General features: G+C 73.3%; 21 protein-coding genes. 7 read left to right on the top strand and 14 right to left on the bottom strand.

The features are described 5' to 3' along the window. Positions 1–52: 52 nt before the first annotated feature. The 4 genes from AB0L45_RS14780 to AB0L45_RS14795 all read right to left on the bottom strand — a co-directional run bounded on the left by AB0L45_RS14780 (position 53) and on the right by AB0L45_RS14795 (position 2,726). Positions 53–925 (bottom strand): HNH endonuclease, encoded by an 873-nt coding sequence (locus AB0L45_RS14780; protein ID WP_365839683.1) that lies wholly within the window; start codon positions 923–925, stop codon positions 53–55. Continuing rightward, positions 922–1,587 carry a class I SAM-dependent methyltransferase gene (locus AB0L45_RS14785; RefSeq protein ID WP_365839685.1) on the bottom strand — a complete coding sequence of 222 codons (666 nt, stop codon included), beginning with the start codon at positions 1,585–1,587 and terminating at the stop codon, positions 922–924. Before AB0L45_RS14785 ends, AB0L45_RS14780 begins: the two co-directional genes overlap by 4 nt. Positions 1,588–1,643: 56 nt before the next feature. Then, a complete protein-coding gene (locus AB0L45_RS14790) occupies positions 1,644–1,907 on the bottom strand; it encodes a hypothetical protein (protein WP_365839687.1) in 264 nt (87 codons plus the stop codon). Between the two features lie 111 nt (positions 1,908–2,018). After that, entirely contained in the window at positions 2,019–2,726 is a 708-nt protein-coding gene (locus tag AB0L45_RS14795) for a phosphatase PAP2 family protein (protein WP_365839689.1), read from the bottom strand. A 534-nt stretch (positions 2,727–3,260) separates the two neighbouring features. Between AB0L45_RS14795 and AB0L45_RS14800 the strand changes: the two genes are divergently transcribed. The 3 genes from AB0L45_RS14800 (at position 3,261) to AB0L45_RS14810 (ending at position 5,313) form a co-directional block, all read left to right on the top strand. Further along, positions 3,261–3,815: a GH25 family lysozyme gene (locus AB0L45_RS14800; protein WP_365839691.1), complete on the top strand. Its 555-nt coding sequence runs from the start codon at positions 3,261–3,263 to the stop codon at positions 3,813–3,815. A 79-nt stretch (positions 3,816–3,894) separates the two neighbouring features. Further along, positions 3,895–4,725, top strand: coding sequence for an ammonia-dependent NAD(+) synthetase (gene nadE, locus AB0L45_RS14805; RefSeq protein WP_365839693.1), 831 nt, complete (start codon positions 3,895–3,897; stop codon positions 4,723–4,725). Positions 4,726–4,965: 240 nt separating this feature from the next. Then, positions 4,966–5,313 carry a hypothetical protein gene (locus AB0L45_RS14810; protein WP_365839695.1) on the top strand — a complete coding sequence of 116 codons (348 nt, stop codon included), beginning with the start codon at positions 4,966–4,968 and terminating at the stop codon, positions 5,311–5,313. A 92-nt stretch (positions 5,314–5,405) separates the two neighbouring features. Here the strand turns inward: AB0L45_RS14810 and AB0L45_RS14815 are convergent, their stop codons facing one another. The 7 genes from AB0L45_RS14815 to AB0L45_RS14845 all read right to left on the bottom strand — a co-directional run bounded on the left by AB0L45_RS14815 (position 5,406) and on the right by AB0L45_RS14845 (position 12,290). Beyond that, positions 5,406–6,233, bottom strand: coding sequence for a cytochrome c biogenesis CcdA family protein (locus AB0L45_RS14815; RefSeq protein WP_365839697.1), 828 nt, complete (start codon positions 6,231–6,233; stop codon positions 5,406–5,408). After that, positions 6,233–7,081, bottom strand: a complete 849-nt coding sequence (locus tag AB0L45_RS14820) for a DsbA family protein (RefSeq protein WP_365839699.1) — start codon at positions 7,079–7,081, stop codon at positions 6,233–6,235. The genes AB0L45_RS14815 and AB0L45_RS14820 overlap by 1 nt, the downstream gene beginning before the upstream one ends. Before the next feature lie 61 nt (positions 7,082–7,142). Further along, complete coding sequence (locus AB0L45_RS14825; protein WP_365839701.1) at positions 7,143–7,559, bottom strand: hypothetical protein; 417 nt, start codon at positions 7,557–7,559, stop codon at positions 7,143–7,145. A 433-nt stretch (positions 7,560–7,992) separates the two neighbouring features. Beyond that, positions 7,993–8,544 (bottom strand): ATP-binding protein, encoded by a 552-nt coding sequence (locus AB0L45_RS14830; protein WP_365839703.1) that lies wholly within the window; start codon positions 8,542–8,544, stop codon positions 7,993–7,995. Positions 8,545–8,808: 264 nt separating this feature from the next. After that, the gene (locus tag AB0L45_RS14835; RefSeq protein WP_365839705.1) at positions 8,809–9,576 is read right to left on the bottom strand and encodes an enoyl-CoA hydratase-related protein; all 768 of its coding nucleotides are present in this window, start codon (positions 9,574–9,576) and stop codon (positions 8,809–8,811) included. A gap of 81 nt (positions 9,577–9,657) precedes the next feature. Then, complete coding sequence (locus AB0L45_RS14840; RefSeq protein ID WP_365839932.1) at positions 9,658–10,884, bottom strand: Ig-like domain-containing protein; 1,227 nt, start codon at positions 10,882–10,884, stop codon at positions 9,658–9,660. A 224-nt stretch (positions 10,885–11,108) separates the two neighbouring features. Beyond that, complete coding sequence (locus AB0L45_RS14845) at positions 11,109–12,290, bottom strand: Ig-like domain-containing protein (protein ID WP_365839707.1); 1,182 nt, start codon at positions 12,288–12,290, stop codon at positions 11,109–11,111. 535 nt (positions 12,291–12,825) lie between these two features. On the opposite strand from AB0L45_RS14845, the gene glgX reads away from it, so the two are divergent. From glgX to AB0L45_RS14865, 4 genes are all read left to right on the top strand, one after another. Then, positions 12,826–14,985 carry a glycogen debranching protein GlgX gene (glgX, locus tag AB0L45_RS14850; RefSeq protein ID WP_365839934.1) on the top strand — a complete coding sequence of 720 codons (2,160 nt, stop codon included), beginning with the start codon at positions 12,826–12,828 and terminating at the stop codon, positions 14,983–14,985. Positions 14,986–15,068: 83 nt separating this feature from the next. Beyond that, complete coding sequence (locus AB0L45_RS14855; RefSeq protein WP_365839709.1) at positions 15,069–17,039, top strand: ABC transporter ATP-binding protein; 1,971 nt, start codon at positions 15,069–15,071, stop codon at positions 17,037–17,039. Continuing rightward, on the top strand, positions 17,036–18,937 hold the full coding sequence (locus AB0L45_RS14860; protein ID WP_365839711.1) for an ABC transporter ATP-binding protein: 1,902 nt from the start codon (positions 17,036–17,038) through the stop codon (positions 18,935–18,937). The genes AB0L45_RS14855 and AB0L45_RS14860 overlap by 4 nt, the downstream gene beginning before the upstream one ends. 170 nt (positions 18,938–19,107) lie before the next feature. Then, positions 19,108–19,695, top strand: coding sequence for a DUF4328 domain-containing protein (locus AB0L45_RS14865; RefSeq protein ID WP_365839713.1), 588 nt, complete (start codon positions 19,108–19,110; stop codon positions 19,693–19,695). A gap of 72 nt (positions 19,696–19,767) precedes the next feature. Here AB0L45_RS14865 and AB0L45_RS14870 read toward each other — a convergent pair whose 3' ends face one another. The 3 genes from AB0L45_RS14870 to AB0L45_RS14880 form a co-directional block, all read right to left on the bottom strand. Then, positions 19,768–20,778: an AsnC family transcriptional regulator gene (locus AB0L45_RS14870; protein ID WP_365839715.1), complete on the bottom strand. Its 1,011-nt coding sequence runs from the start codon at positions 20,776–20,778 to the stop codon at positions 19,768–19,770. Positions 20,779–20,956: 178 nt separating this feature from the next. After that, positions 20,957–22,342 (bottom strand): aldehyde dehydrogenase family protein, encoded by a 1,386-nt coding sequence (locus tag AB0L45_RS14875; RefSeq protein ID WP_365839717.1) that lies wholly within the window; start codon positions 22,340–22,342, stop codon positions 20,957–20,959. Continuing rightward, positions 22,342–23,442 carry a phenazine antibiotic biosynthesis protein gene (locus AB0L45_RS14880; protein WP_365839719.1) on the bottom strand — a complete coding sequence of 367 codons (1,101 nt, stop codon included), beginning with the start codon at positions 23,440–23,442 and terminating at the stop codon, positions 22,342–22,344. Before AB0L45_RS14880 ends, AB0L45_RS14875 begins: the two co-directional genes overlap by 1 nt. Between the last annotated feature and the right edge of the window lie 51 nt (positions 23,443–23,493).

Consider the following 23,493-nt stretch of genomic DNA (forward strand, 5'->3'; position numbering starts at 1 on the left):
CCCCGGGGGGCGGTCCCGCCTCACCTACTCCCTTGTGCCCCCTCCCTCCAGGTCAGGCACAGGCCTTCTCGACCTCCCGCAGGAACGCGGTCCAGTCCGGTATTCGGCGGCCTGGAACCGCGCTCCTCAGCGTGAGCCGGAGAGTGGTGTGCAGCGGCCAGGGCGAGTTCATGATCGCCTCGTTGCGCCGGGCCAGCCGGGCCAGTTCGGCACGGGTCGGCATGCGGTCACTCTTCTTCCCGTTGCACTTCGCGTGGGCGGCGGCGAGGTTCCAGAGGGCGTCCAGGTCGGGGCCGTACCAGCCGTTGACGCCGCCGTAGCGGCGCATGAGAGCGTGCGGGAAGACGTGGTCGACGGCGGTCGGGGCGCCGGATTCCAACGGCTCGTCGCAGATGTGGCAGCGCCCGTGCTGGAAGCCGGCGACGGCCTCGGCGACGCCGGTGACCGACCGGCGCCGGCGTCGGTCCGTGAGGTGCAGGGTGTCCAGGTCGACGTGGACGCCCTCCTCGATCAGGCTGCGGCCTATGCCGGTCGCGAAGCTGCTTTCCACGATGCTCCAGCGGGCGTCCAGCTCCGCGCGGAGCCCTTCAAGCTCGTACGAGCGCGCCACCTGGCCGAGGGCCGGGCTGAGCCGCACCGTGCGGTGGCGTCCGCGGCCGGCGATCTCGTAGAAGCGGTGCGGTACTTCGCCGCCGCCGTGGTGGTGGAACTTGCGCATGACCATCCCCGGCATCGACCGCTCCGCGGCCTCCAGCAGCCGCTCGGTGGGGTGCCCGAGACGGCGGGACTCCTCCCTCTCCTGCGCCGCTACGGTCAGGAAGTCCGTCGCCCCGCGCTCCGCCTCGCTTCCCGGCGCCTGGGGTGCTCGGCGTTCGAGGAGGGTCATCCCATACGTGGCAGTGGTGTAGAAGACGTCAGGGGTCATGTCGGGTTCTTCTCGAAGGCCAGGGATGTCCAGTGGACGGTGTCGCGGCCGAGGTGATCCTGGGCGGTGCTGCTTCGGAGGGGGCGGAGGCCGTGGTGGGTGGCGAGGGTGATCGTTTCGGGGGCGGGGATGTCGTACATCTGCCGGTCGGGGGGCGGGGGGCCGTGGCGTAGGGAGAGGAGCAGCCGGCCGCCGGGGGCGAGGAGGGTGTGCAGGCGGCGCATCGCGGCGGGGCGGTCGGGCTCTTCCAGGTGCATCCAGACGGCGGAGAGCAGGATTGCGTCGAAGCGCCCCGCGTCGTCGCCGAGGCGGGACAGGGCGGGGAGGGAGTCCGCGAGCCAGCGGATCGCGGGGGAAGGGTGCAGGCGGCGGGCGACGCGGCGGAGTTCGGGTACGGGCTCGACGGCCAGGACGTCGTGGCCGAGAGCGGCCAGCGCGGCGGCGTCCCGGCCGGTGCCGGCGCCGATGTCGGCCACGCGGGCCGGGGCGGCGGGCAGCAGGGGCAGGAAGTCCCGGTGCACGGTCTCGAAGCGGACGCTCTCGTACCGCTCGGCCAGTGCTGCCGCGGCCTGCGCGTAGTACGGCTGGACGCCTGCCGCGTCCCCGGCCGTCCGCCGTCGTGCGCCGCCGTCCTCGGCGTCCGCTCGTCCGTTCGTCGTCATGTCCGCACCCTACGGCCGGCCACTGACAATGCCCTCCGGCCCGCGCGTCCGGCCCTTCACTTGCCTATCTCCCAGGCGGTGGGCGGCAGTTCGCGGGCCCGCAGGTAGATCTCCATGGCGCTGCCGGCCGGGGCGAACGGGTGGACGCGGGCGCCTTCGAGGCCGGCCAGTATCCGGGCGCAGTGGTGGACACAGCCCGCGACCTCGCGGCCGTGCGGGTAGAGGATCGTGGCCGCGTCGTGCGGGCCTTCGCACGGGGTCGGGTCCGGGTCCGGTGCGGCGGGGCAGCGGGTCCGTGTGCCGTGGTGGCGGTCTGCCATGAAGGGCCTCCCCTGGGTGGTGCGTGCGGTGCCACGAGGGTGTTGCTCGGGTCCGCGCCGGTCCATGCCGTCCTTGGGGAACATCTGGGCAGGTCATGGACCGTTCAAGGATCAGGGGGCGGCACCGGGGGCCGGTGGTTCGGCAGGGGCGTGTGGGACGGGCAGGCGGCCTGTCCGTACCAGGTGCAGGGCCACGGAGAGCCAGGCGCCGGCGAGCAGCCAGCCGGCGAGTACGTCGCCGGGCCAGTGGACGCCCAGCCAGACGCGGGTGGCGGCGACGGTGACGGCCCACGCCGCGAGCGCGCCGCAGGCCAGGTGGCGCGCTGCGGTGCGGGGGAAGCGGGTGCGGACGGCCCAGACGAGGAGGCCGGCGGCCAGGAGGGACGTCGTGGAGTGCCCGGAGGGGAAGGAGTGGCCGGTGGCCCGGCCGGCCCAGTCGGCTTCGAAGGGGCGGGGGCGGGTGATCAGTTCCATCAGGCCGTAGCGGACCGCTTGACCGAGGAGGAGGGTGGCGAGGGCGACGGCCGCCGTGCGCAGCCGCTCGCCCCTGTCCCGGCCCGCGAGGGCGCCTGCCAGGAGGGCCAGCAGGTAGGGGACGGGGCCGGAGCCGGTGGCGGTGATCGCGCGGGCGGCGGTGGCCGCCGGGCCCGGCCGGTGGGCCACCGCCCAGTCGTGTGCGGCCCGTTCGGGGCTGAGCGGGGCCCAGGCGTGCGCGGCGAGCAGCGCGGCGGTGGCGGCGAGGAGCAGGGCGCACAGGCCGGCGGCGAGGAGGGGGCCGGGGGCGCGCAGCGGTCGCGGGCGGATTTCGGACGGTGTCACGGAGCCTCCGGGGAGGGCCGCTGGGGCGCGACGGCCGGCCCGGCGAGGGAGGGGCCGGCGGGGTGGCTCCCGTGGGGGCGTGGTGCGGCGTGCGTCATCCGGTAAGTCTGCCAAGGTCAGAGATGGTTCGTGCCGGAGGAATGTGCCGGGGGCGGCTGCGGGGGCCGCGGTACGGACCGTACGTGAGGCGGCCCGGACCTTCGCGCCGTGCGCTCCGGCGGGCGGCCGAAACGTGGGGGCGCCCGCTCTGGCCGAACTCCGGCGCATCTCTGGCCGACGCGCGCCCTTTCCGTGGCCGGACCGCGCGCCCCTCCCCCGCAGTCAGGGCCCGGACTCTCACGTATCGCTACCGAAACGGTAGTCGATCATCCCCGGTCGGAGAACGTCATCCACGGCCGCCCGCCCGCCAACAACGCGTTGATCAGCGGACGTTCGCCGCCGGACTCTGGCGCGCGGTGCCGTGGACATGTTGAACTGCTGATAACACCAGGTGACGCATCGTAATCGATCGTTTTCGGTCGGCAGGAGGCCCACATGCTGCATGGCGTCGACGTCAGCTCCCACAACCCCTCGTACTCGGCGACCGGTCTGGACTTCGTCATCGTCAAGGCGACGGAGGGCCGCTCGTACGTCAACCCGCACCAGAGCGCGCAGGCGGACAAGGCCCGCAAGGCGGGGTGCGTGGTGGGCTTCTACCACTTCCTGTGGCCGGGCAACATCGCGGCGCAGGCGAAGTACTTCGTCGAGAAGTGCGCGTCCGTGGAGGGCGACCTGCTCGCGGCGGACTGGGAGCGCACCGGTGGCGGCACGTACGCGAGCAACGCGCAGAAGGACCAGTTCCTGAAGGAGGTCAAGCGACTGCGGCCGACCCACCAGGTGCTCCTGTACTGCAACCGCGACTTCTGGCTCAACCACGACACGACCTCGTACGCCGGCGACGGCCTGTGGATCGCGGACTACGTCTCGGCCGGGCACCCGCGCATCAAGGCCCCGTGGCGCTTCCACCAGTACACGGACCGGCCGCTGGACAAGGACGTGGCCGACTTCGCTGACCGGGCCGCCCTGAAGGAATGGGCGTCCCCGTCATAGAGTCTTAGGAGGTAGTCCTGTCCGTACCAGTACCACGCGGCCTGCGTACCGCGCCGGCCCCGCGTCCGAAGGAGCAGCCGTGACCGACCCGGCGTCCACGTCCCAGCAGCAGGAGATCGCCCGGGATCTCCAGGTGTCCGCGTCGTTCGACGCCCAGGCGGAGATCGAACGCCGGGTGGCCTTCCTCACCGAACGGCTGACGGCCACGGGCCTGCGCGCCCTCGTCCTGGGCATCAGCGGCGGCGTGGACTCCACGACCGCCGGCCGGCTGTGCCAGCTGGCGGTGGAGCGGGCCCGCGACGCGGGGCACGAGGCGACGTTCCACGCGATGCGGCTGCCGTACGGGGTCCAGGCCGACGAGCACGACGCGCAGCTGGCGCTGGACTTCATCAAGCCCGACCGGGTGCTGACCGTCGACATCCGCCCGGCCAGCGACGCCGCGCTGGAGGCGGCGCTGGCCGGCGGGATCGTCTTCCGGGACGAGCGGCACCAGGACTTCGTCCAGGGCAACATCAAGGCGCGGCAGCGGATGATCGCGCAGTACGCGGTGGCGGGCGCCCAGGACGGCCTGGTCGTGGGCACCGACCACGCGGCCGAGGCGGTCTCCGGCTTCTTCACCAAGTACGGCGACGGCGCGGCGGACGTGGTGCCGCTCACCGGCCTGACCAAGCGCCGGGTGCGGGCCGTCGCGGACGCGCTGGGCGCCCCGGCCGAGCTGGTCAAGAAGGTGCCGACCGCCGACCTGGAGACGCTGGACCCGGGCAAGCCGGACGAGGACGCCCTCGGGGTCACGTACGAGGAGATCGACGACTTCCTGGAGGGGAAGCCGGTCGGTGAGCAGGCGTACGAGGCGATCGTGCGCCGCTACCACGCCACGGCCCACAAGCGGGAGCTGCCGACGGCTCCGTAAGGGGCCGGCCGGGCGGTCGCCGGTGCGGGGCCGGGTTCCGGTCCCGCACCGTTTTCCTGTCCGCGCCCTCCCGCGGCCCGCGCTCGCGCCCGCCTCGGTGCCGGCTGTCATGCTCCGGCTAGGGGATGGTCATCCGTGGTGTGCACACATGTGGTCCGCGGCGGGCATGGATGGGTCATGCGAAGCCGTGAAATGCGATCGGAAGATCAACTGTCAGTGGGGCCCTCTACGCTCCGGAGCATGGGTTACGCAGACCTGCGCGAACTCCAGACCGCGCTGACGACCGCATCCGACATCGCCTCCTCCCTCCAGGCGGCGCCCACCCGGCGGGACGCCGACCAGCTCGTCGACGTCCTGCGGCAGGCGCTGACCGCTGCCAGCTCGCTCTCCACGCTGACCGGCCCGACCGGCTGCGCCATACATCCGCACGGCGCGGTCGATCCGCTGTACGGCGACCCCGAGGACCCGCTGCCTCCGGGGTACGGCAAGTGCCTGCTGTGCAACGACCGCCGCCGCCGTGCGGACGCCGGCCCCCACCAGCCGTACCACTGGGACCGGCAGGACCACGCCCTGCGCCGCAGCGCTTAGGAGCCCCGCGCGCCTGCCGGACACGGGGTCCGGCAGGCGCGCGGAGTCCGGTGGGCGCGCGGGGCCCGGCCGGCGTGCGGGTCCGGGGCTGCTCAGTCCTGCCGCTTCTTCTCCGGGCGCAGGGCGATACGGCCCAGCACACCCGCGACGACGAGGGCGACCAGGGCGACGAGGACGAAGTCCGGTACGGCGTTCCCGACCCGGGTGGCCCACGCCTCGACGCGGACCTCGGCGTCCGCGTCCAGGATGCCGGGCAGTGCGCTGGTGCCGTTGAAGGCGAGGAACAGGACGCCGATGCCGATGAAGAACAGGCCGGACACCAGAGAGGTGGTGTGCAGGCGCAGCTTCCCGACGGGGAACTCCCGGCCGCGCAGCCAGCCCCGGCTGCCCAGCGAGAAGCGGTCCCACAGCAGTGCGAGCACGAACAGCGGCAGGGCCATGCCGAGCGCGTAGACGGCCAGCATGGAGGCGCCGTATACCGGCGACCCGCTGACCGCCGTGACCGTCAGCACCGCGCCCAGGATCGGCCCGGCGCAGAACCCGGCCAGGCCGTACACACAGCCCAGCAGGAACGTGGACACGGCCGATCGCGGAGTGATGCGGGCCGCTGCCTGCTGGGCGCGGCTGAAGGCGAAGCCGAGGCCGAGGATCTGGGCGACGCCCATCGCGATCACCACCCAGCCGCCGATGGCGACGAGCAGGTCCCGGTGGCCGTTGAAGAGCCGGCTGGCGGCCGTGCTGGCCGCGCCCAGCGGGACCAGCGTGGTGGCCAGCCCCAGGTAGAACACGCCGGTACGGGCCAGCAGCCGGCCCGGACTGGACAGGGAGTACGCGAAGAAGGCGGGCAGCAGCAGGGCGCTGCACGGGCTGAGCAGGGCGAGGGCGCCGCCCAGGAAGGCGGCGAGGTAGCCGATGTCCATCACTTCGCGGATTCCTCCGCCTTGCCGGAGCCCTGGCCCTGCGTCGTGCCGGAGCCCTGCCCCTGCGCCGCGCCCCCGGCCTTGCCGGCCTTCTTCGCCTGCTCGGCGGCCTGGCTGATCGTCTGCTCGAAGACGGCGGTGGGCTGGGCGCCCGCGATGGGCCGGCCGTTGACCAGGAAGGACGGCGTGGACTGCACGCCGATCCCGTAGCCCTCGTTCTGGTCCTTCTTCAGCGCGGCCGCGGCGGCGGGGCTGTTCAGGTCGCTGCGGAACGTGTCGAGGTCTTCGACACCGGCCTTGCGGGCCATCTCCACGAGCTTGTCCTCGGCCAGCGCGCTGCCCTTGTTGGTCTTGGCGTACAGCTCGTCGTGCAGCTGCCAGAACTTGCCCTGCTGCCCGGCGGCCCACGAGGCGCGGGCGGCCCGCTCGGAGTCGGCGCCGTAGATGGTGAAGTTGCGGAACTCGATGCGCAGGGTGCCGTCGTCCACGAACTTCTTGATCAGCTCGGGCTGGGTCTCCCGGGTGAAGCGCCCGCAGAACGAGCACTGGTAGTCCGCGTACTCGACGAGGACGACCGGGGCGTCCTTCTTGCCGACGGCGAGCGGGTCGCCGTCCGTACGCCGGCTGGTCTGCTGCGCGAGCTGGTCGTACAGCTGCTGCTGGCCGTCGTCCTGCTGCGGAGAGACGGAGGCGGCGGCGCCGGGGGTCTTCGAGGCGCTGTCCGAGCCGCCTTCGACGGCCTTGCCGACGGCGATACCGATGGCGACGAGCGCCACCACCAGGGCGACGACGGCGCCGATGGCGGCGATCTTGCGGGTGGGTGAGGCGGATGACGAGGAAGTGGGCATGGGGATGCTCCAGACGTACCGGGGTGGGAGGAAGGACGAGCCGTGCGTACGGGCCGGCGGCCTAAATCCGCAGTACAGGGAGGAGCGCGGTGTGATCGGTGGCGGGCGCCGTGCCGGTGGGCGGGCGGGCGAGTGCGCAGCAGGCGGGTGCGGCGGCGGTGACCGGGGCGGGCGCGGTGGCGGCGGGGGCCAGTGGCTCGCCGCGGTTCGGGGTGGGGACCGGGACCGACTCGTTCTGGCTGGGAGCGTGCTGCCCGGAGCACTTCTTCGGCGCCTGGGCGACGGCGTGGTGCGTGACCGGGCCGGCAGTGGCGCCGTCGGCCGCCTGTACGGCGGTCTGCGCGGCGGCGGTCTGCGCCGCGGCGGCCGGGAGCGCCGGCGCCGGCGGAACGCCGCCCACCCGGCACAGCAGGGGCCCGAAGGTGACGGCGAGCAGGAGCAGCAGGGTCGCGGCGGCCGAGCGGCGTACGCGTGCCATGCCCCGGTCCTCCTTCCGTCTCCCTCTGCCGGGCCCGCCGGGTGCGGGCCGTCCGGAGTCGCCCATCCTACGGACCGCGGGCCCGGTGTCCCGCTGCCGACCGGCACTCCCCGCCACCCGGTTACCTGCATAGTCCACGTTCTTGATCGCATAACCATGGAGGGAATCGATTACCTAACCACTAAATGCAAGGCTGGTGTCGTAGCTCACCTTGGATCGCGTGACGTTTGGTCAACGTTCGACGTCTTCTGTCCGCAAATGCCGCTTTGGCAAGGTCGCGACCGGCCTGCCATAGTCGGTTCCAGCGACCCCCCATTGACCCGGGCCAAGGTCGTCCAGACCCCGCGGGTACACCCCTTTCGCCCGCAGGCGGTCGACACTGGGGCCTCACCCGCGTACGGCGCGGGCAGGCCCCAGTCGCGTTTCCGGCCGCTCAGCGGTCGATGACCCGCATCTCGAACCAGGTCGTCTTGCCGCGCGGCAGCAGGTCCACGCCCCAGCGGTCGGAGAGCTTGTCGACGAGGAAGAGGCCGCGGCCGCTGACGTCCAGCTCATGGACCGGCATCAGGCAGGGCAGACCGCGGGACGGGTCGCGGACCTCCATACGGATCCAGCCACGGCGCCGCAGCATCCGCAGCCCGAAGGTGCGCGCGCCGGTGTGCCGGACCGCGTTGCCGACCAGTTCGGACACCAACAGGACGGCGTGCTCGGTCAGTTGCGGGGTGACGTGCCACCGTTTGAGGAGCACGGACTGGGTCAGCCGACGGGCGGTGAAGGCGGATTCGGGGCGGGAGGGCAGCCGGATCTCGTCCAGTGTGGGGTCGCCCACCAGCCCCAGCACCCTGGCGGCGGGCTCACCCTCGCACGGGCCACGCTCCGCGCCCGCACCGGGGAGACCTCCGGAAAGTCCCCAGCGTGCGGCGGCCGTGCCGCTCCGCGGCCGCGGCTGCTCCGTTCCTTCGAGGCCCGCCATGCCCCCCATCATGGCTGTTACCGCGGGGTCACGGGGGCGGAACGGAGGGAATGCCCTGCCCGGAACGCCCGGTTCCGGCACCCTGCCGCGGCATATGCCTACGGCAGGGTATACCCGGCTGAATCCATGCTGACCTGCGGTGATCTCATGCGCCTACCCGATGAACGGGCGCTGCGGAGGGGTTCACTCCGGGGTGTACCGCCGATGTACGCGATTCCCCCGCACGAGGCACCGGACGTCAGCCGTACCTCAGGGATCCCGCCAACCACTCCCGCCTCAGCGGAACGTGGCCTTACCCGGCCCTTCCTCCACAAAGCTCCGCATGCCGGTCTCCCGGTCCTCGGTGGCGAAGAGGCCCGCGAACCAGGTGCGTTCGATCGTCAGCCCGGTGTCGATGTCGGTCTCCAGGCCCGCGTCGACCGCTTCCTTGGCGGCCCGCAGCGCGATGGCGGGGCCGGCCGCGAGCCGGGCCGCCCAGGCGTGCGCCTGCTCGTAGACCTCGGCGGCGGGCACCACCCGGTCCACCAACCCGATCGTCAGCGCCTCGTCGGCGCGGACCTGGCGGCCCGTGAAGATCAGGTCCTTGGCCTTGGACGGGCCGACGAGCCGGGCCAGCCGCTGGGTGCCGCCGGCGCCCGGGATCAGGCCGAGCAGGATCTCCGGCTGGCCCAGCTTGGCGTTGTCGGCGGCGATCCGGAAGTCGGCGCACAGCGCCAGCTCGCAGCCGCCGCCGAGCGCGTACCCGGTGACGGCGGCGACCACGGGCTTGGGGATCCGCGCCACGGCGGTGAAGGAGTCCTGCAGGGCCTTGGAGCGCGCGACCATGGCCGCGTGGTCCATGTTCTGCATCTCCTTGATGTCCGCGCCGGCCGCGAACACCTTCTCGCCGCCCCAGATGACGACGGCGCGCACGTCGTCGCGGCGGGTGGCCTCCTCGGCCAGCTCGCGCAGCCGGTCCTGGGTGGCGACGTCCAGTGCGTTCATCGGCGGGCGGTCCAGGCGGATGGTGCCGACGCCCTCGGCGACCTCGAAGTTCACAGTCATGAGGGCAGGTTAGTCCGCGTTAACGCGGCAGGGACCGGCGCCCTTCGGTCAACGGACCCGGGCGTCGGCGGCGGACCGCGCCTACCGGCCGGACCGCCACTTCTCCCAGGACATGTTCCACACGTTCAGACCGTTCTCGGGCGCGATCGTCCTGTCGTGGGAGTTCTTGACCGTGACCACGTCGCCGATCAGCGAGTTGGCGTAGAACCAGGCGGCCGGGGTGGAGCTGTCGCCGCCGCCGCGCTGGTCGAAGAGGCCTATGCAGCCGTGGCTGGCGTTGCGGGAGCCGAACGTCGACCGGCCGGACCAGTAGTTGCCGTGGATGAACGTGCCGGAGGTGGACAGCCGCATGGCATGCGGCACGTCGGCGATGTCGTACTCGCCGCCGAAGCCGACGGTCTCCCCGTTCATCCTGGTGACCTCGTGCTTCTCGCTGATTACCATCTGGCCGTTGTACGTCTCGGTGCCCGGGCCGCCCGCGGTGACCGGGATCGTCTTGATCTTCTTGCCGTCGCGGACGACGGACATCTCCTTCGTCTTCACGTCGACCGTGCTGACCTGGCTGCGGCCGATCGTGAAGGATATGTGCTTGGTCTGCGTGCCGTAGACGCCCGGCCGTCCCTCGACGCCCTTGAGGTCGATGTCGAGCGTGACCTTCGTGCCGGGCTTCCAGTACGTCTCGGGGCGGAAGTCCAGGCGGTCGTTGCCGAACCAGTGGCCCGCGATCGGCACCGAGGGCTCGGCCGTGACCTTGATGCCCTTCTGGACGCTCTCCGGGTCGGTTATCCCCCGGGTGAAGTTGATGGAGACCGGCATCCCGACGCCGACGGTCTGGCCGTCCTCCGGGGTGTAGCGGCCGACGAAGGTGTTCTTCGGGACCAGGGTGGTGAACGTGGCGTGCCGGGCGGACTCGCGCAGCTGGTCGTCGACCGCGACGGCGTCGACCTTGTACGTCGTGGCGGCGCGGAGCTTGCCGGTGGGCTGCCAGACCGTACCGCCGGTCAGCTTGCCCGGGACCTGGTTGCCCTTGTCGTCCTGGACCTTGACCGACGTCAGCCGGCCCCGCGAGGAGCTGACCTTCAGCGCGCCGTCGGTGGCCACGTCCTTGGCGCCGTCCTCGGGCGTGATCGTCACGCCGGCCTGCGACGGCTGCTTGTCCGGGTCGGTCCCGCCGCCCTTCTTGTCGTCGCCCCCGCCTCCGCAGGCGGTGACCAGTATCAGCAGTGCCGACAGCAGCAGCGCGAGCACCCCGCCGCTCCTCGGCGGCCTCGCTCGCCGCTCCCCCGGCACCGGCTGCCCCTGCTGCACGTTCACGACTGGCCCCTTTGTTCCCTCGCCCGGCCCGCAAGCCCCCGTACGCGCATGTCTACCCACGCACGCTCAGCCGATAGATAACCACACCCCACTGACAGTGGCTTCACCCGGTGATGTCACCGTTCGGCCTCAAGTGATATGCGTGGGGCGGAATCGCACGGAAGGGAGTCCGGTTCGCCCCGAAGTCGGCCGGAAAAGTCGTGGCCGCGCCGTGCCCCTCACCGCAGCGCGGAGCCCGCCCGCCACACCCGCCACGGCATGTTCCAGCCACCGAGGCCGTTGTCGGGCGCGACCGTCCGGTCCCGGGAGTTCACGACCTCCACGACGTCCCCGACCAGCGACCGGTCGTAGAACCAGCCGGCCGGGGTGTCCGGGCCGCCGCCCTGGGTGTCCCGCAGTCCGATGCAGCCGTGGCTCGTGTTGGCGCCGCCGAAGGTCCGCGCGGGCGCCCAGTAATTGCCGTGCAGGAACGTTCCCGACGTGGTCAGGCGCAGCGCGTGCGGCACGTCCGGGATGTCGTACTCGCCGCCGAAGCCCACCGTGTCGCCGTCCATGCGGGTCACCGGGTGCCGCTCCAGGATCACCATCCTGCCGTTGTACGTGGGGCTGGTGAGGCTGCCGGCGGTCACCGGGAGCGTGGCCAGCCGCCGGCCGCCGCGCCACACCGTCATCGTGTGCGCCGCCGCGTCAACCCGGCTGGTCTGATCCCGGCCGATCCTGAACCGGACCTGCTTGCGCTGCGTACCGAGCACTCCGGGGGCCGCCCGCACGCCGCGCAGCCGCAGGTCCATGGTCACCCGCGTCCCGGGCCGCCAGCGGGTGCGCGGCCGGAAGTCCAGCCGGCGGGCGCCGAACCAGTGGGCGGCGACCTCGGTGGCGGGCCGGGCGGTGACCGAGACGGCGCGCTCGACGGCCGCCCGGTCGGTGACCGGCCGGTTGAACTCCAGCGAGACGATCATGCCGGTGCCGACGGTGGCGCCGTGCTCCGGCGTGAAGAAGCCGACGAGGCGGTGCGGTGGCACGTACGTGGTGAAGGTGGTGTGGCGGGCGGTGCGGCGGCCGTGCCCGTCCAGCGCGACCGCGTCCACCGTGTACCGGGCGGCCGGCGCGAGGCGGGCCGTCCCGGACGGGCGCCAGCTCAGGCCGTCCGCGGCGATCCGGCCCGGCACCGGCGTGGTGCCGTCGTCCTCGATGCGGCTGACCGCGACCCGTTCCAGTCGCCCGTCCGGCACCCGTACGGTGATGCGGTCGCCTTCCCGTACGTTCTTCGCGCCGTCCTCCGGGGCCACCAGGATCGCCTCCTTCGGGGACCGCGGCTTGCCCCCGGACACCGCCTCGGGGAGCCCGCAGCCGGCCAGCGCCACGACGGCCGTGAGGACGGCGACGGTGGCGGCCGTCATGGAGGCCGGCCCCCTGCCCCGGCGGGGCGGCCGTACCGGACGGCTTCCGGCCGGGGGCCGCCGCTCGGAAGGTGCCGCTCCGGAGGCGGCCCGTCCGGAGGTCCGCCGTACGAGGGTCCGCCGCTCCATGTCCTGATATGTCACGCCGCGATAGGTCACGGACAGACCAACGAGGCCCCCGGCACCGAGGAAACGTGAGGCGACGGCCCGTTGCGGGAAGAACACAGGGGAGGACGGGCCGGTGCGCGGCCGGGACGCCGCGCCGCCCCGTCCGACCGAGCCATGAGCCGCGGGAGGCTGGCCTGTGTCGAGCGCACCCGAGCAGGAGTCGGTACGGGACGTGCGGGGCGGGGACGGCACGGAGCCCGGGCACGGCACCGCGCCCGTCAACGGCCACCGGGTCCGCGTGCCCCCGGCCCGGCCGCCCGGCCCCGCCGCCGCGCCGGACCCTGAGGACGCGCAGGAGGCGGCGGACACGGCGAGCACGGAAGGCACGGCGGACACGGCGGGCCGGGGCGCCCCGCCCCCCGCGCCGGTGCACCCCGGCAGCCCGCAGCCTCTCGGGGCCCGCTACCGTACGGGCCCCGACGGCGTGGCGGGCACCAACTTCGCCCTGTGGGCGGGCGGCGCCGAGGCCGTCGAGGTGTGCCTCTTCGACGACGAGGACCGCGAGACCCGCCACCCGCTGACCGAGCTGACGCACGAGATCTGGCACGGCTTCCTGCCCGGCGTACGGCCCGGCCGGCGCTACGGCTACCGGGTGCACGGCCGCTGGGATCCGTGGACCGGCGCCCGCTGGAACCCGGCCAAGCTGCTCCTGGACCCGTACGCACGCGCCGTGGACGGCGAGTTCACCCTGCCCGCCCAGGTGTACGGGCACGTCCGCGACTGGCCGCAGCAGCACGTCGCCGACACCGTGCGCGACGACCGCGACTCGGCCCCGTACGTCCCCAAGGGCGTCGTCGTCGCCGACGCGGACCCGGAGGAGGGCGGCGACGAGTGGATGGACGACCGGCGGCCCAAGACGCCCTGGGCCGACACCGTCCTGTACGAACTGCACGTCCGCGGCTTCACCATGCTCCACCCGGACATCCCCGAGGAGCTGCGCGGCACGTACGCCGGCCTGGCGCACCCGGCCGCGATATCCCACCTGACCCGCCTCGGGGTGACCGCCGTCGAGCTGATGCCGGTGCACCAGTTCGCCCACGAGGACCACCTGCTCCGCCGCGGCCTGCGCAACTACTGGGGCTACAACTCCATCGGCTACTTCGCGCCGCACGCCGCCTATGCCGCCTCCGGGACGCGCGGCCAGCAGGTCGGCGAGTTCAAGCGGATGGTGCGGGCCCTGCACGACGCCGGGATCGAGGTGGTCCTGGACGTGGTCTACAACCACACCGCCGAGGCGAGCGAGCTGGGCCCCACCCTGTCCTTCCGGGGCATCGACAACCGCGGCTACTACCGGCTGGCGGACGGCAGCCGCCGCTACGCCGATTACACGGGCTGCGGCAACACCCTGCACGTCGTCCAGCCCAACGTGCTGCGCCTGATCACCGATTCGCTGCGCTACTGGGTCACCGAGATGGGCGTGGACGGCTTCCGCTTCGACCTCGCGGCGGCGCTGGCCCGTTCGATGCACGACGTGGACATGCTCTCGCCGTTCCTCGCGGTGATCGCCCAGGACCCGGTGCTGCGCCGGGTCAAGCTGATCGCCGAGCCCTGGGACGTGGGCTCCGGCGGCTATCAGGTCGGCGCCTTCCCGCCGCTGTGGACGGAGTGGAACGACCGCTACCGCGACACCGTGCGCGACTTCTGGCGCGGCGCGCACCCCGACGTGCGCGACCTCGGCTACCGCCTCTCCGGGTCGAGCGACCTGTACGCCTGGGGCGGCCGCCGCCCGTACGCCTCGGTCAACTTCATCACCTCACACGACGGTTTCACCCTGCGCGACCTGGTCTCGTACGAGCACAAGCACAACGCCGCCAACGGCGAGGGCAACCGGGACGGCACGGACGGCAACCGCTCCTGGAACTGCGGCACAGAGGGGGAGACCGACGACCCTGCCGTACGGGCGCTGCGCCGCCGCCAGCTGCGCAACATGCTCACCACCCTGCTGCTGTCCACCGGGGTGCCGATGCTGGTCGCGGGCGACGAGATGGGCCGTACGCAAGGCGGCAACAACAACGCGTACTGCCAGGACAACGCGACCAGTTGGGTCGACTGGTCGCTTCTCGGCGACCCCGGGTGGCGGGCCCTCGCCACCCTCGCGTCCCGGCTGATGGCGCTGCGCCGCGACCATCCCGTACTGCGCCGCCGCGCGTTCTTCTCCGGCCGGCCCCAGCGCCCGGACGGCCTGCGCGACCTGGCCTGGTTCACCCCCCGCGGCACGGAGATGACCGAACAGGACTGGTACGCGCCCACCGCCACGCTCGGCATGTACCTCTCCGGCACCGACATCCCGCAGCGCGACCCCGAGGGCCGCCGGATCACCGACGACAGCTTCCTCGCCGTCCTGCACACCGGCCACCGCCCGGCCGCCTTCACCCTCCCTGGACCGCCCTGGGCCGACGCGTACAGCCTGGTCGTCGACACCTCCCGGGAGGAGCAGGACGCGCCGCCCGGGACCACGCTGCGCGCCGGCGCCCGGCTCACCGTCCCGGAGCGGTCGGTGCTGCTGCTGCGCGTGGTGCCGGCCTGACGTCCCGGTTCCCCCAACTGCCGCTCGCGCCGCGGCGAAAACCCGGTGAGTGATGTCAGTGGCGAGCCGTACGCTCGGTGCTGATGGCCGATACAGCGAAGGTGACGAGTCCGCAGCAGCCCGACAGATCCGACCGTGCCCCCGCCGGCGGGCGGCGTCCGGCGGCCCGGCGCTCCGCCGTGCGCTCCCTGCTGCGCCTGTGGCCGTTCGTACGGCCGGTGCGGGCGCGGCTGTTCACGGCGGCGTTCGTGGCGGTGCTCGCGTCCTGCATCGGGCTGGTCATCCCCCTGGTCCTCAAGTGGCTCGTGGACGGGCCGGTCGCCGGCCGGGATCCCGGCGGGGTCTGGCGGGGCGGCGGGTACCTGCTCCTGCTGGGCCTCGCGGAGGCGGGCCTGTTCGGGCTGCGGCGCTGGCTGGTGGCGCGGCCGCTGGCGCGCGTCGAGGCCACCATGCGCGAGAGCCTGTACCGCCATGTGCAGCGGCTGCCGGTCGCCTTCCACGACCGCTGGGCCTCCGGCCAGCTGCTGTCCCGGGGCACCACGGACCTGCAACTGCTGCGTCTGTTCCTGGCCTTCCCGCTGACGTTCCTCATCGTCAACGCCACCACGATCGTGGTGGGCTGCGTGATCCTGCTGGTGCAGCAGTGGTCGCTGGGGCTGGTGCTGCTGGCGCCCGTCGTGCCGCTGATCGTGCTGTGCTCGGTCTTCGAGGCGAAGTACGCGGTGGCCGCGCGGCGGGCCCAGGACCAGGTCGGCGACGTGACCACGGTCGTGGAGGAGTCGGTCCTCGGCATCCGGATCATCAAGGGGTTCGGCCGGCACCGCAGTCAGGCCCGCGCCTTCCGGGAGCTGACCGCCCGGCTGCGGGCGACCGAGCTGCACAAGGCGCGGCTGCTGGCCGCCCTGTGGGCCTTCATCATGGCGCTGCCGGAGCTGGCCCTCGGCGCGGCGCTGGTGCTCGGTACGGTCCAGGTGGCGGACGGGGAGCTCTCGGCCGGCACCCTCGTCGCGTTCCTGTCCACGGCGCTGGCCCTGATGTGGCCGGTGGAGTCGATCGGCTTCCTGCTCGCGATGAGCAACGACGCGGCCGCGGCCACCGACCGGTACTTCGAGGTCCTGGACGAGCCGGTGGCGGACCTGGAGGACGCGCGGAAGGCGGCACGCCGCGAAGAGGCGGCCGGACGAGCGGACGGGCATCCGGAAGGACACGCGGACGGACGAGCGAACGGGCACGTGAACGGTCCAGCCTCCGGGCCCGCCTCCGGAGCCGACCGAACGGCCACGGGCCTCGCCTTCCACGACGTCACCTTCCGCTATCCGGACGCCCCCGCCGGCGCCCCGCCCACCCTCCAGGGCGTCGACCTGCACATCCGTCCCGGTGAGACGCTGGCCCTGGTCGGGGCGACGGGCAGCGGCAAGACCACGCTCACCGCGCTCGTCCCCCGGCTCCACGAGGTGACCGGCGGCCGTATCACCCTCGACGGTACGGACATCACGGCGCTGACCCGCGACGAGCTGCGCTCCCGGGTCGCGGTGGCCTTCGAGGAGCCGACCCTGTTCTCCGCGACCGCCGCGGAGAACGTCCTGATGGGCGGGGAGGACGCCGGTCCCGAGGACCTCCAGCGGGCGCTGCGCGTCGCCCAGGCCGACGGGTTCGTGGACGCGCTCCCGCAGGGCCGCGACACCGAGGTCGGCGAGCAGGGGCTGAGCCTGTCCGGCGGGCAGCGGCAGCGGCTCGCGCTGGCCCGCGCGGTGGTCGGCCGGCCCCGCTTCCTGGTCCTGGACGATCCGCTGTCGGCGCTGGACGTGCAGACGGAGGCGCTGGTCGAGGCGGCGCTGCGGCAGGTACTGGCCACCACCACCGCCTTGGTCGTCGCCCACCGCCCGTCCACGGTCCTGCTCGCCGACCGGGTGGCGCTGCTGTCCGGCGGCCGGATAGCGGCGGTCGGCACCCACCACCAACTGCTGCGGGAGAACGCCGAGTACGCGGCACTGATGTCCGGCGCCGTGGACGACGGGGGCGCGGTCCGACGCGAAGGGGAGAGCGTGCGATGACGACGAGCACGGACACCGGTACGGCCACGGGTGACGCGCCCGACGGCGACAGCACGCCCCGCCCGCCCTCCTCTCCCCCGGCCGGCCCCGCCACCACCTCCGACGCCTCCGAGGCCTTCGAACAGGACATCCTGCCCACCGCCAAGGGCGCCTCCCGCCGCCTGCTGGGCTCGCTGCTGCGCCCGCACACCCGTGCCGCCTGGGCGGCGGCCGTCCTCCTGCTGCTCCAGCAGGCCGCCGTACAGGCCGGACCGCTGCTGGTCGCCTTCGCCATCGACCACGCCGTCCCGGCCCTGCGGGCGGGCTCGCACGGCCCGTTGATCGCCGTGGCGGCGGCCTACCTGCTGTGCGCGTCGGCGGGCGGTGGACTCCAGTACGTCTTCGTCCGGCTCTCCGCACGGATCAGCCAGGACGTCCTGCTCGACCTGCGGGGCCGGATCTTCCGGCACGGCCAGGCACTGAGCCTGGACTTCCACGAGCGCTACACGTCGGGCCGGCTGATCTCCCGCGCGACCACCGACGTGGAGGCGCTGCGCGAGCTGCTCAACGAGGGCCTCCAAGAGCTGATCTCCATCGTCCTGGCCACGGTCTGCATCACGGCGACGCTGCTCTACCTCGACTGGGGCCTGGGCGCCGCCGCCGTGGCCACCGCCGGTCCGCTCTACCTGCTCGTACGCTCCTTCCAGCGCCGTTCGCAGCGGGTCTACAGCGTGAAGTCGTCGGCGATGGCCGCCGTCATCGTGAAGTTCACCGAGACCCTCAACGGCATCCGGCCGGTGCAGGCGTTCCGGCGCGAGCGTCCCAACGACGCGGCGTTCGCCCGGCTGAACAGCCACCACGAGCGCACCAACGGCGACGCGATACTGGAGATGGCCCGGTATGTCGTCTCCTCGCGCCTGGTGGCCAACGTCGCGGTGGCCGCGCTGGTCCTGTGGGGCGCGTACCGGGTGGCCGCGGGCAGCCTGGCGCTGGGTGTCCTGGCGGCCGCGGTGCTCTACCTGCGGCGTCTGTACGACCCGATCGACCGCCTCGGGATGTTCCTCAACTCCTACCAGGCCGCCGCCGCTTCCCTGGAGAAGATCGCCGGGCTGCTCGGCCGGCGGCCGGGTGTCCCGGAGCCCGCCGATCCGCGGCCGCTGCCGGAGCGGCCCGGTTCCCTGCCGGGCCGTGAGGTCACCTTCGAGGGGGTCCGGTTCGCCTACCGCACCGGCGGCGAGGTGCTGCCGCGCTTCGACCTCACCCTCGCCGCCGGCCGTACGGTCGCCGTGGTCGGCTCCACGGGGGCCGGCAAGTCCACACTGGCCAAGCTGCTGGCCCGGTTCTACGACCCCAGCTCCGGCCGGGTCCGCGTCGACGGCGTGGACCTGCGCGACCTGTCCACCACCGGCCTGCGCCGCTCGGTGGTCATGGTCACCCAGGAGGCGTTCCTGTTCTCCGGCACGGTCGCCGAGAACATCGCCATCGGCCGCCCCGACGCCACCCGCGAGGAGATCGAACAGGCCGCGCGGGCCATCGGCGCGCACGACTTCATCGCGGCCCTGCCCGACGGGTACGACACCGACGTACGCAAGCGCGGCGGCCGGATCTCCGCCGGCCAGCGCCAGCTCGTCGCCTTCGCGCGTGCCCTGCTCGCCGACCCGGCGGTACTGATCCTCGACGAGGCCACCAGCTCCCTCGACATCCCCGGCGAACGCGCGGTCCAGCGCGCCATGGATACGGTCCTGCGCGGCCGTACGGCGGTGGTGATCGCCCACCGGCTGTCCACGGTCGAGACGGCCGACCGGGTGCTGGTGATGTCCGCGGGCCGCATCGTCGAGGACGGCAGCCCCGCCGAACTGATCGCGGGCCGCGGGCGCTTCGCGGAACTGCACCAGGCGTGGCGGGAGAGCGTGGTGTGAGGGGCGCGGCCGGCCGGTGGGTCCGGTGTCCCGGCCGTGTTCGGCGTACGCGGCCCCGTGTGGAAAGAATGACCGGATGAACGCTCTTTCCAGCGCCGTCCTCCCTGCGTCCGGTCCGTGCGGCGGCGCGCTGTGCCGGGGCCGCCCTCGCCCTCGCCGGCCTCGCCTGGGTGGCCCGGGCCGGGTGGCAGGTCCGGCTCGCCGCCGCCGGGATGCCGGTCGCCGGGCCGCCTGACCAGGGCGACGGCCGGCACCGTCCGCTGACCGCGCTGGAGGATGCCTACCACCTCGTCAGCGCCCTGGGTGACGCGGCCACGGTCCTTGGCGCGGTCGCTTTCCTGGTCTGGCTGTGGCGTGTCCGGGACAACGCCCGCGTCCTCTCCGGGCGGCCGCCGCGTCACGCCTCGGCGTGGGTCTACGCGGGCTGGATCGTGCCCGTCGCGAACCTGTGGGTGCCCCGCGGGATCGTCGCCGACGTGCACCGCGCGAGCGCCCCGGGAGAGCGCCTGCCGCGCGCGGTGAACTGGTGGTGGGGCCTGTGGCTCGCCGGGATGCTGAGCGGGGTGGGCATGATGTACACGGGCATCACGGACAGCGTCGTCGAACGGGCTTACAGGGACGTACCCCTGCTCCTGGCCGCCGACGCGGCCGTGGCCGGCGCGGCGCTGGCCGGCACCTTCGTCGTCCGCGCCCTCACCGCGGCGCAGCAGCGGCGTATCGACGCCTCCCCCGGGCCCGGCGCCGCACCGGCTTCCTGAAGCGGGGGCTGTGCGTGGTGCGCCAGGGCGCATGGTGCGCGCCGGTCCCGTCGGGGCGCCCGGCGCGCCGTGTCATCCGTGGCGGGGCGGCTGCGGTGCGGACGCGATCGTTCCCACCGCTTTGAGGGTCCGCAGGACCGGGGCCGTCTCCAGGGTGCGGATGGCCTTGACCGCGCCCAGGCCGTGGGTGAGGTAGTGGTACAGGGCCGCGGTGTCCTGGCACAGTGCGTGAGCCACGAGGTTGGTGGGGCCGGTGGTGTGGGCCACGAGAGCGAGTTCGCCGTGCCGGGCCAAGGTGGTGGCCACCTCGTCGAGATGGGCCGGAGCGACCGCCATCCATAACAGGACCTTGGTGTTGCCGCCCAGGAGCGTGGGATCGAGCTCCACGTCGAAGAAGATCACGCCCTCCTCGCCGAGGTTCTCCAGCCGGCGCGACACCGTCGCCGGCGACCAGCCGGTGGTGGCGGCGAGGTCGCCGACGCTGGTCCGGCCGTCCCGCCGCAGGGCGTCCATGAGGGCGTGGTCCGCCGGGGTGAGCCGTACCTGCCGGTACCGGTCCGCGGCCGGGGACTCGCCGCGCCCGGTGGTCCGCGCTCCGCCCAGCCGGCGCTGCTGCCGGGGGGTGAGCGCGTTGGCGCTCATCCGCCACGGGGTGCGCCAGCCGAGGTAGGTGTGCAGCAGGTGGTGGGCGGAGACGGCGGTGAGCCCGATGCTGGGCGGGAGTTCGTGCAGGAGCAGGGAGTGGCCGTGCGCCGTGCCCAGCGGGGTCTGGAGCACCGCGACGATCTCGGTGCCGCCGCCGGTGAGGTAGACCCACGAGGTGTCCGGACGCCGGACCAGGGCGTGGGCGAGGTCCAGGGCCGTCTCCGGAGCCACGGTCAGGCGCAGCAGCCACTGTTCCTGGCCCGTCAGGCGGGGGTCGGGCAGCCCGACGACCCGGAGTGCGGCGTGCTCGCGCAGCCGGTCGTAGCGCCGAGAGACCGTCTGCGGGGACACCTCCAGGACGTCGGCCAGCTGTGTGAAAGAGGCACGTCCGTCGATGTGCAGCGCGTGGATCAAGGCGCGGTCCAGGTCATCGAGCATACGCACACCATCCTTCACGCACCGCGTGGCAGGGCGCGGCACGCCGCCGGTGGCCACCCCGCACACGTCGGTGCTCGGCTCGGTCGGAATCCGGGCCCGGCAGCCCGGCGGACGGGGGGAGGAGCAGACCTCTCCCCTCGGGTGTGGCGGCGGGCGCCGCCGCCACGGAGGACACGCCTCAGTCTCTGACCACCGACTTGCAGCGCATCAGGAACTCGGCGAGGAAGCCGTCGTGCGGCATGCCGGGGCGCATCCAGAACGTCGGGTGGTCCCCCACGTACACGTTACTGATCGACGGCTCCTCCAGCAGCTCGTCGACGAGCCGGGTGTCGTGGGTCAGCACGGTCAGAACGAGGCTGTCGCGCAGCGGGGCGAGGCCTGCCGCACGCGTCCACGGGGCGACCCACACGCAGGGGAAGGGCAGTTCGACCGAGGCCTGCGGCGCGTCGGGCCGGTCGAGCTGGTGGACGGCGGGCCGCAGTACGGCGCTGCCGTCACCCAGCCGGTCGGCGATGCCGTCGCCGCCGAGCCACGGTACGGTGCCGGCTGCCTTGTCCAGCAGGTACGCCTCCAGGGCCTTGGCGGTGGCCGCGGGCTGTACGGGCAGGACCGCCCCGGGGTCCTCCGGTGCCAGGCTGGGCAGCGCCGAGAGACGTTCGGCCAGCGCCTCGCACAGCGGGGCCGGGTCGCCCTCGACGAAGACGGCGGTGGTGTTGACGCAGCCGGTGCCGCCGTGGCCGCTCACGGAGTCGACGACGGTCTCGAAGTGGTCCCGCCAGTCCATCTCCTCGGTCAGCAGGATCTTCGAACGGCCCGGCCCCTGCGGGAGGACGGACGGGTCCGCGGCGTACTTGCGCACCACGTCCGCACCTCCGTAGACCAGCCCGAGGTCGGAGCTGCGCAGCAGGGTGTCCGCGGTGGCGTGGTCGGTCGGCAGCAGGGCCACCTGGTCGTCGCCGAAGCCGGCCTCGCGCAGGGCGGTGACCAGCCGGTGCGGGGTGAACGGTTCACGCCGGGAGGGCCGGACCGCGACGCGGAAGCCCAGGGCGAGCGCTTCCGGCCAGAGGCTGTGCGGGCCGGGGTGGTTGCCGGCCGCGTGCACGGCGAAGACGTTCCCGCGCCGGGTCCACACCGCGCGGCCGGTGCGGGTCAGCGGGTCGTCCCAGCGCGTGACCGAGCCGGCCGGCCGGGCGTGCTCCAGGCCGGTGCTGATGTTCTGCAACCGGTCCGCGATGGCGCGGGTGGTGGCCCGCACCACGGAGACCGGTGTGCCGCCGGCCCGGCTGACCTGGTACGCGTACTCCCCCGGCGACCGGTCCCCCAGCGTCGCAGCCGCGAACAGCTCGCCGGCCCGGCCGATCATCCGGATCCGGTCGTCGAACGCGGGCGCGGCGGCCCGGCGCAGGGCCTTCATCGTGCGCTCGACGAACAGGGAGGGGACCAGGCTCAGCGCGGCGATCTCCTGGCCCGCGACGTCGAGGACGGGCGTGCGGTTACGGGCCCGGTACGGGCCCCGCGCTCCCAGGGCGTCGAGCTGTACGACGCCGGCGCTCGGCTCCGCCATCAGTAGACCCCCTCGATCACGGCCTCGTTCTCGTAGGTCGCGACCGGGGCGATGTCCGCCACCGCGTCGCCGACGGAACCGGCCGGCGGCTCGGTCCGGGTCGCCACGTCCCGCTCCAGGTTGTTGGGCAGGAAGAACGACTTGCTGACGTGGTGGACCAGGACGCGGCCCCGTTCGCCGTACGCGACCGGCCGCAGCGTCTCCGGGTCGACGACCGAGAACGTCACGTACGGGCTGTAGGGGTCGAAGACGCAGCCGGACTCTTCCGGCAGGCCCGGGCGCTCGCCGGCGAACCCGAGGATCATGGTGCTCCCGTAGTTGCCGCACAGGACCGTCCGGGGGAAGACCTCGGTCTTGTAGAGGTGGCGGGAGTCGGGATCCAGCTGGGTGCCGCCCCAGCGGATGGCCCGGACCTTCTCGTCGACCAGCTCGGCCAGGTCGTCCCGCCGGGCGAGCCGCTCCAGCAGTGGGGGCGTGATCGTCAGGACGCCGATGTCCTGGGTACGCAGCACCAGCGCGGCCTGGTCGACGAGGTGTTCGGCGTAGGCGTCGGCGTCGGCGCCCCGGCCGGCGGAGATCAGTTTCTTCACCCAGCGGGGGTCGAGGTCGATGGTGTGGCCGCGGCGCCCGTGGCTGGTCGCGGACCTGCGGAAGTACTCGCCCACGATGTGCGGGCCCGTCGGTACGAGCCCGAGCCAGTCGGCGCCGCCGGGGAAGCCGTGGGCGTCGAGGTTGGCGTTGCTCCAGTGGAGCATGCGCCGCAGCCAGTCCTGGAGCAGGACGACCCGCTTGGGCGCTCCCGTGGTCCCGCCGCTCTCGAACACCCCGACGACGTCGGGGTGCCGGCCGTAGCCCCGCGGGATCAGGTCCTCGGCGCGGACGTCGCGCAGTGCGGCCGTCACGTCGGGGAAGAGTCTGAGGTCTTCGTGGGTGCGGATGTCGCTGCGGGGGTCGAAGGGCAGGTCCTCGGCCCGCTCCAGCCAGAACCGGGATCCCGTATCGGGGTGGAAGTGCCATTCCATGGCGGCCTGTATCAGGTCGTCGGGGTCGGGGCGGACATCGAGGGGAAGGTCGAGGACTTGCGCGGTGGCTCGCGGCACGGGGGCTCCTTCTCGGCGCGTGCGGGGAGGTGGGCCTGTCGGGCGGAGGCG

Origin of the sequence: Streptomyces sp. NPDC052496 (assembly GCF_040679095.1) — a bacterium.
Lineage (GTDB): Bacteria > Actinomycetota > Actinomycetes > Streptomycetales > Streptomycetaceae > Streptomyces.

What these genes read in the sequence shown, in the direction of transcription:
- AB0L45_RS14780 (WP_365839683.1), bottom strand. Translation starts at nt 925, where the DNA reads ATGACCCCTGACGTCTTCTACACCACTGCCACGTATGGGATGACCCTC.
- AB0L45_RS14785 (WP_365839685.1), bottom strand. Translation starts at nt 1,587, where the DNA reads ATGACGACGAACGGACGAGCGGACGCCGAGGACGGCGGCGCACGACGG.
- AB0L45_RS14790 (WP_365839687.1), bottom strand. Translation starts at nt 1,907, where the DNA reads ATGGCAGACCGCCACCACGGCACACGGACCCGCTGCCCCGCCGCACCG.
- AB0L45_RS14800 (WP_365839691.1), top strand. Translation starts at nt 3,261, where the DNA reads ATGCTGCATGGCGTCGACGTCAGCTCCCACAACCCCTCGTACTCGGCG.
- AB0L45_RS14810 (WP_365839695.1), top strand. Translation starts at nt 4,966, where the DNA reads ATGGGTTACGCAGACCTGCGCGAACTCCAGACCGCGCTGACGACCGCA.
- AB0L45_RS14815 (WP_365839697.1), bottom strand. Translation starts at nt 6,233, where the DNA reads ATGGACATCGGCTACCTCGCCGCCTTCCTGGGCGGCGCCCTCGCCCTG.
- AB0L45_RS14820 (WP_365839699.1), bottom strand. Translation starts at nt 7,081, where the DNA reads ATGCCCACTTCCTCGTCATCCGCCTCACCCACCCGCAAGATCGCCGCC.
- AB0L45_RS14825 (WP_365839701.1), bottom strand. Translation starts at nt 7,559, where the DNA reads ATGGCACGCGTACGCCGCTCGGCCGCCGCGACCCTGCTGCTCCTGCTC.
- AB0L45_RS14830 (WP_365839703.1), bottom strand. Translation starts at nt 8,544, where the DNA reads ATGATGGGGGGCATGGCGGGCCTCGAAGGAACGGAGCAGCCGCGGCCG.
- AB0L45_RS14835 (WP_365839705.1), bottom strand. Translation starts at nt 9,576, where the DNA reads ATGACTGTGAACTTCGAGGTCGCCGAGGGCGTCGGCACCATCCGCCTG.
- AB0L45_RS14845 (WP_365839707.1), bottom strand. Translation starts at nt 12,290, where the DNA reads ATGACGGCCGCCACCGTCGCCGTCCTCACGGCCGTCGTGGCGCTGGCC.
- AB0L45_RS14855 (WP_365839709.1), top strand. Translation starts at nt 15,069, where the DNA reads ATGGCCGATACAGCGAAGGTGACGAGTCCGCAGCAGCCCGACAGATCC.
- AB0L45_RS14860 (WP_365839711.1), top strand. Translation starts at nt 17,036, where the DNA reads ATGACGACGAGCACGGACACCGGTACGGCCACGGGTGACGCGCCCGAC.
- AB0L45_RS14870 (WP_365839715.1), bottom strand. Translation starts at nt 20,778, where the DNA reads ATGCTCGATGACCTGGACCGCGCCTTGATCCACGCGCTGCACATCGAC.
- AB0L45_RS14875 (WP_365839717.1), bottom strand. Translation starts at nt 22,342, where the DNA reads ATGGCGGAGCCGAGCGCCGGCGTCGTACAGCTCGACGCCCTGGGAGCG.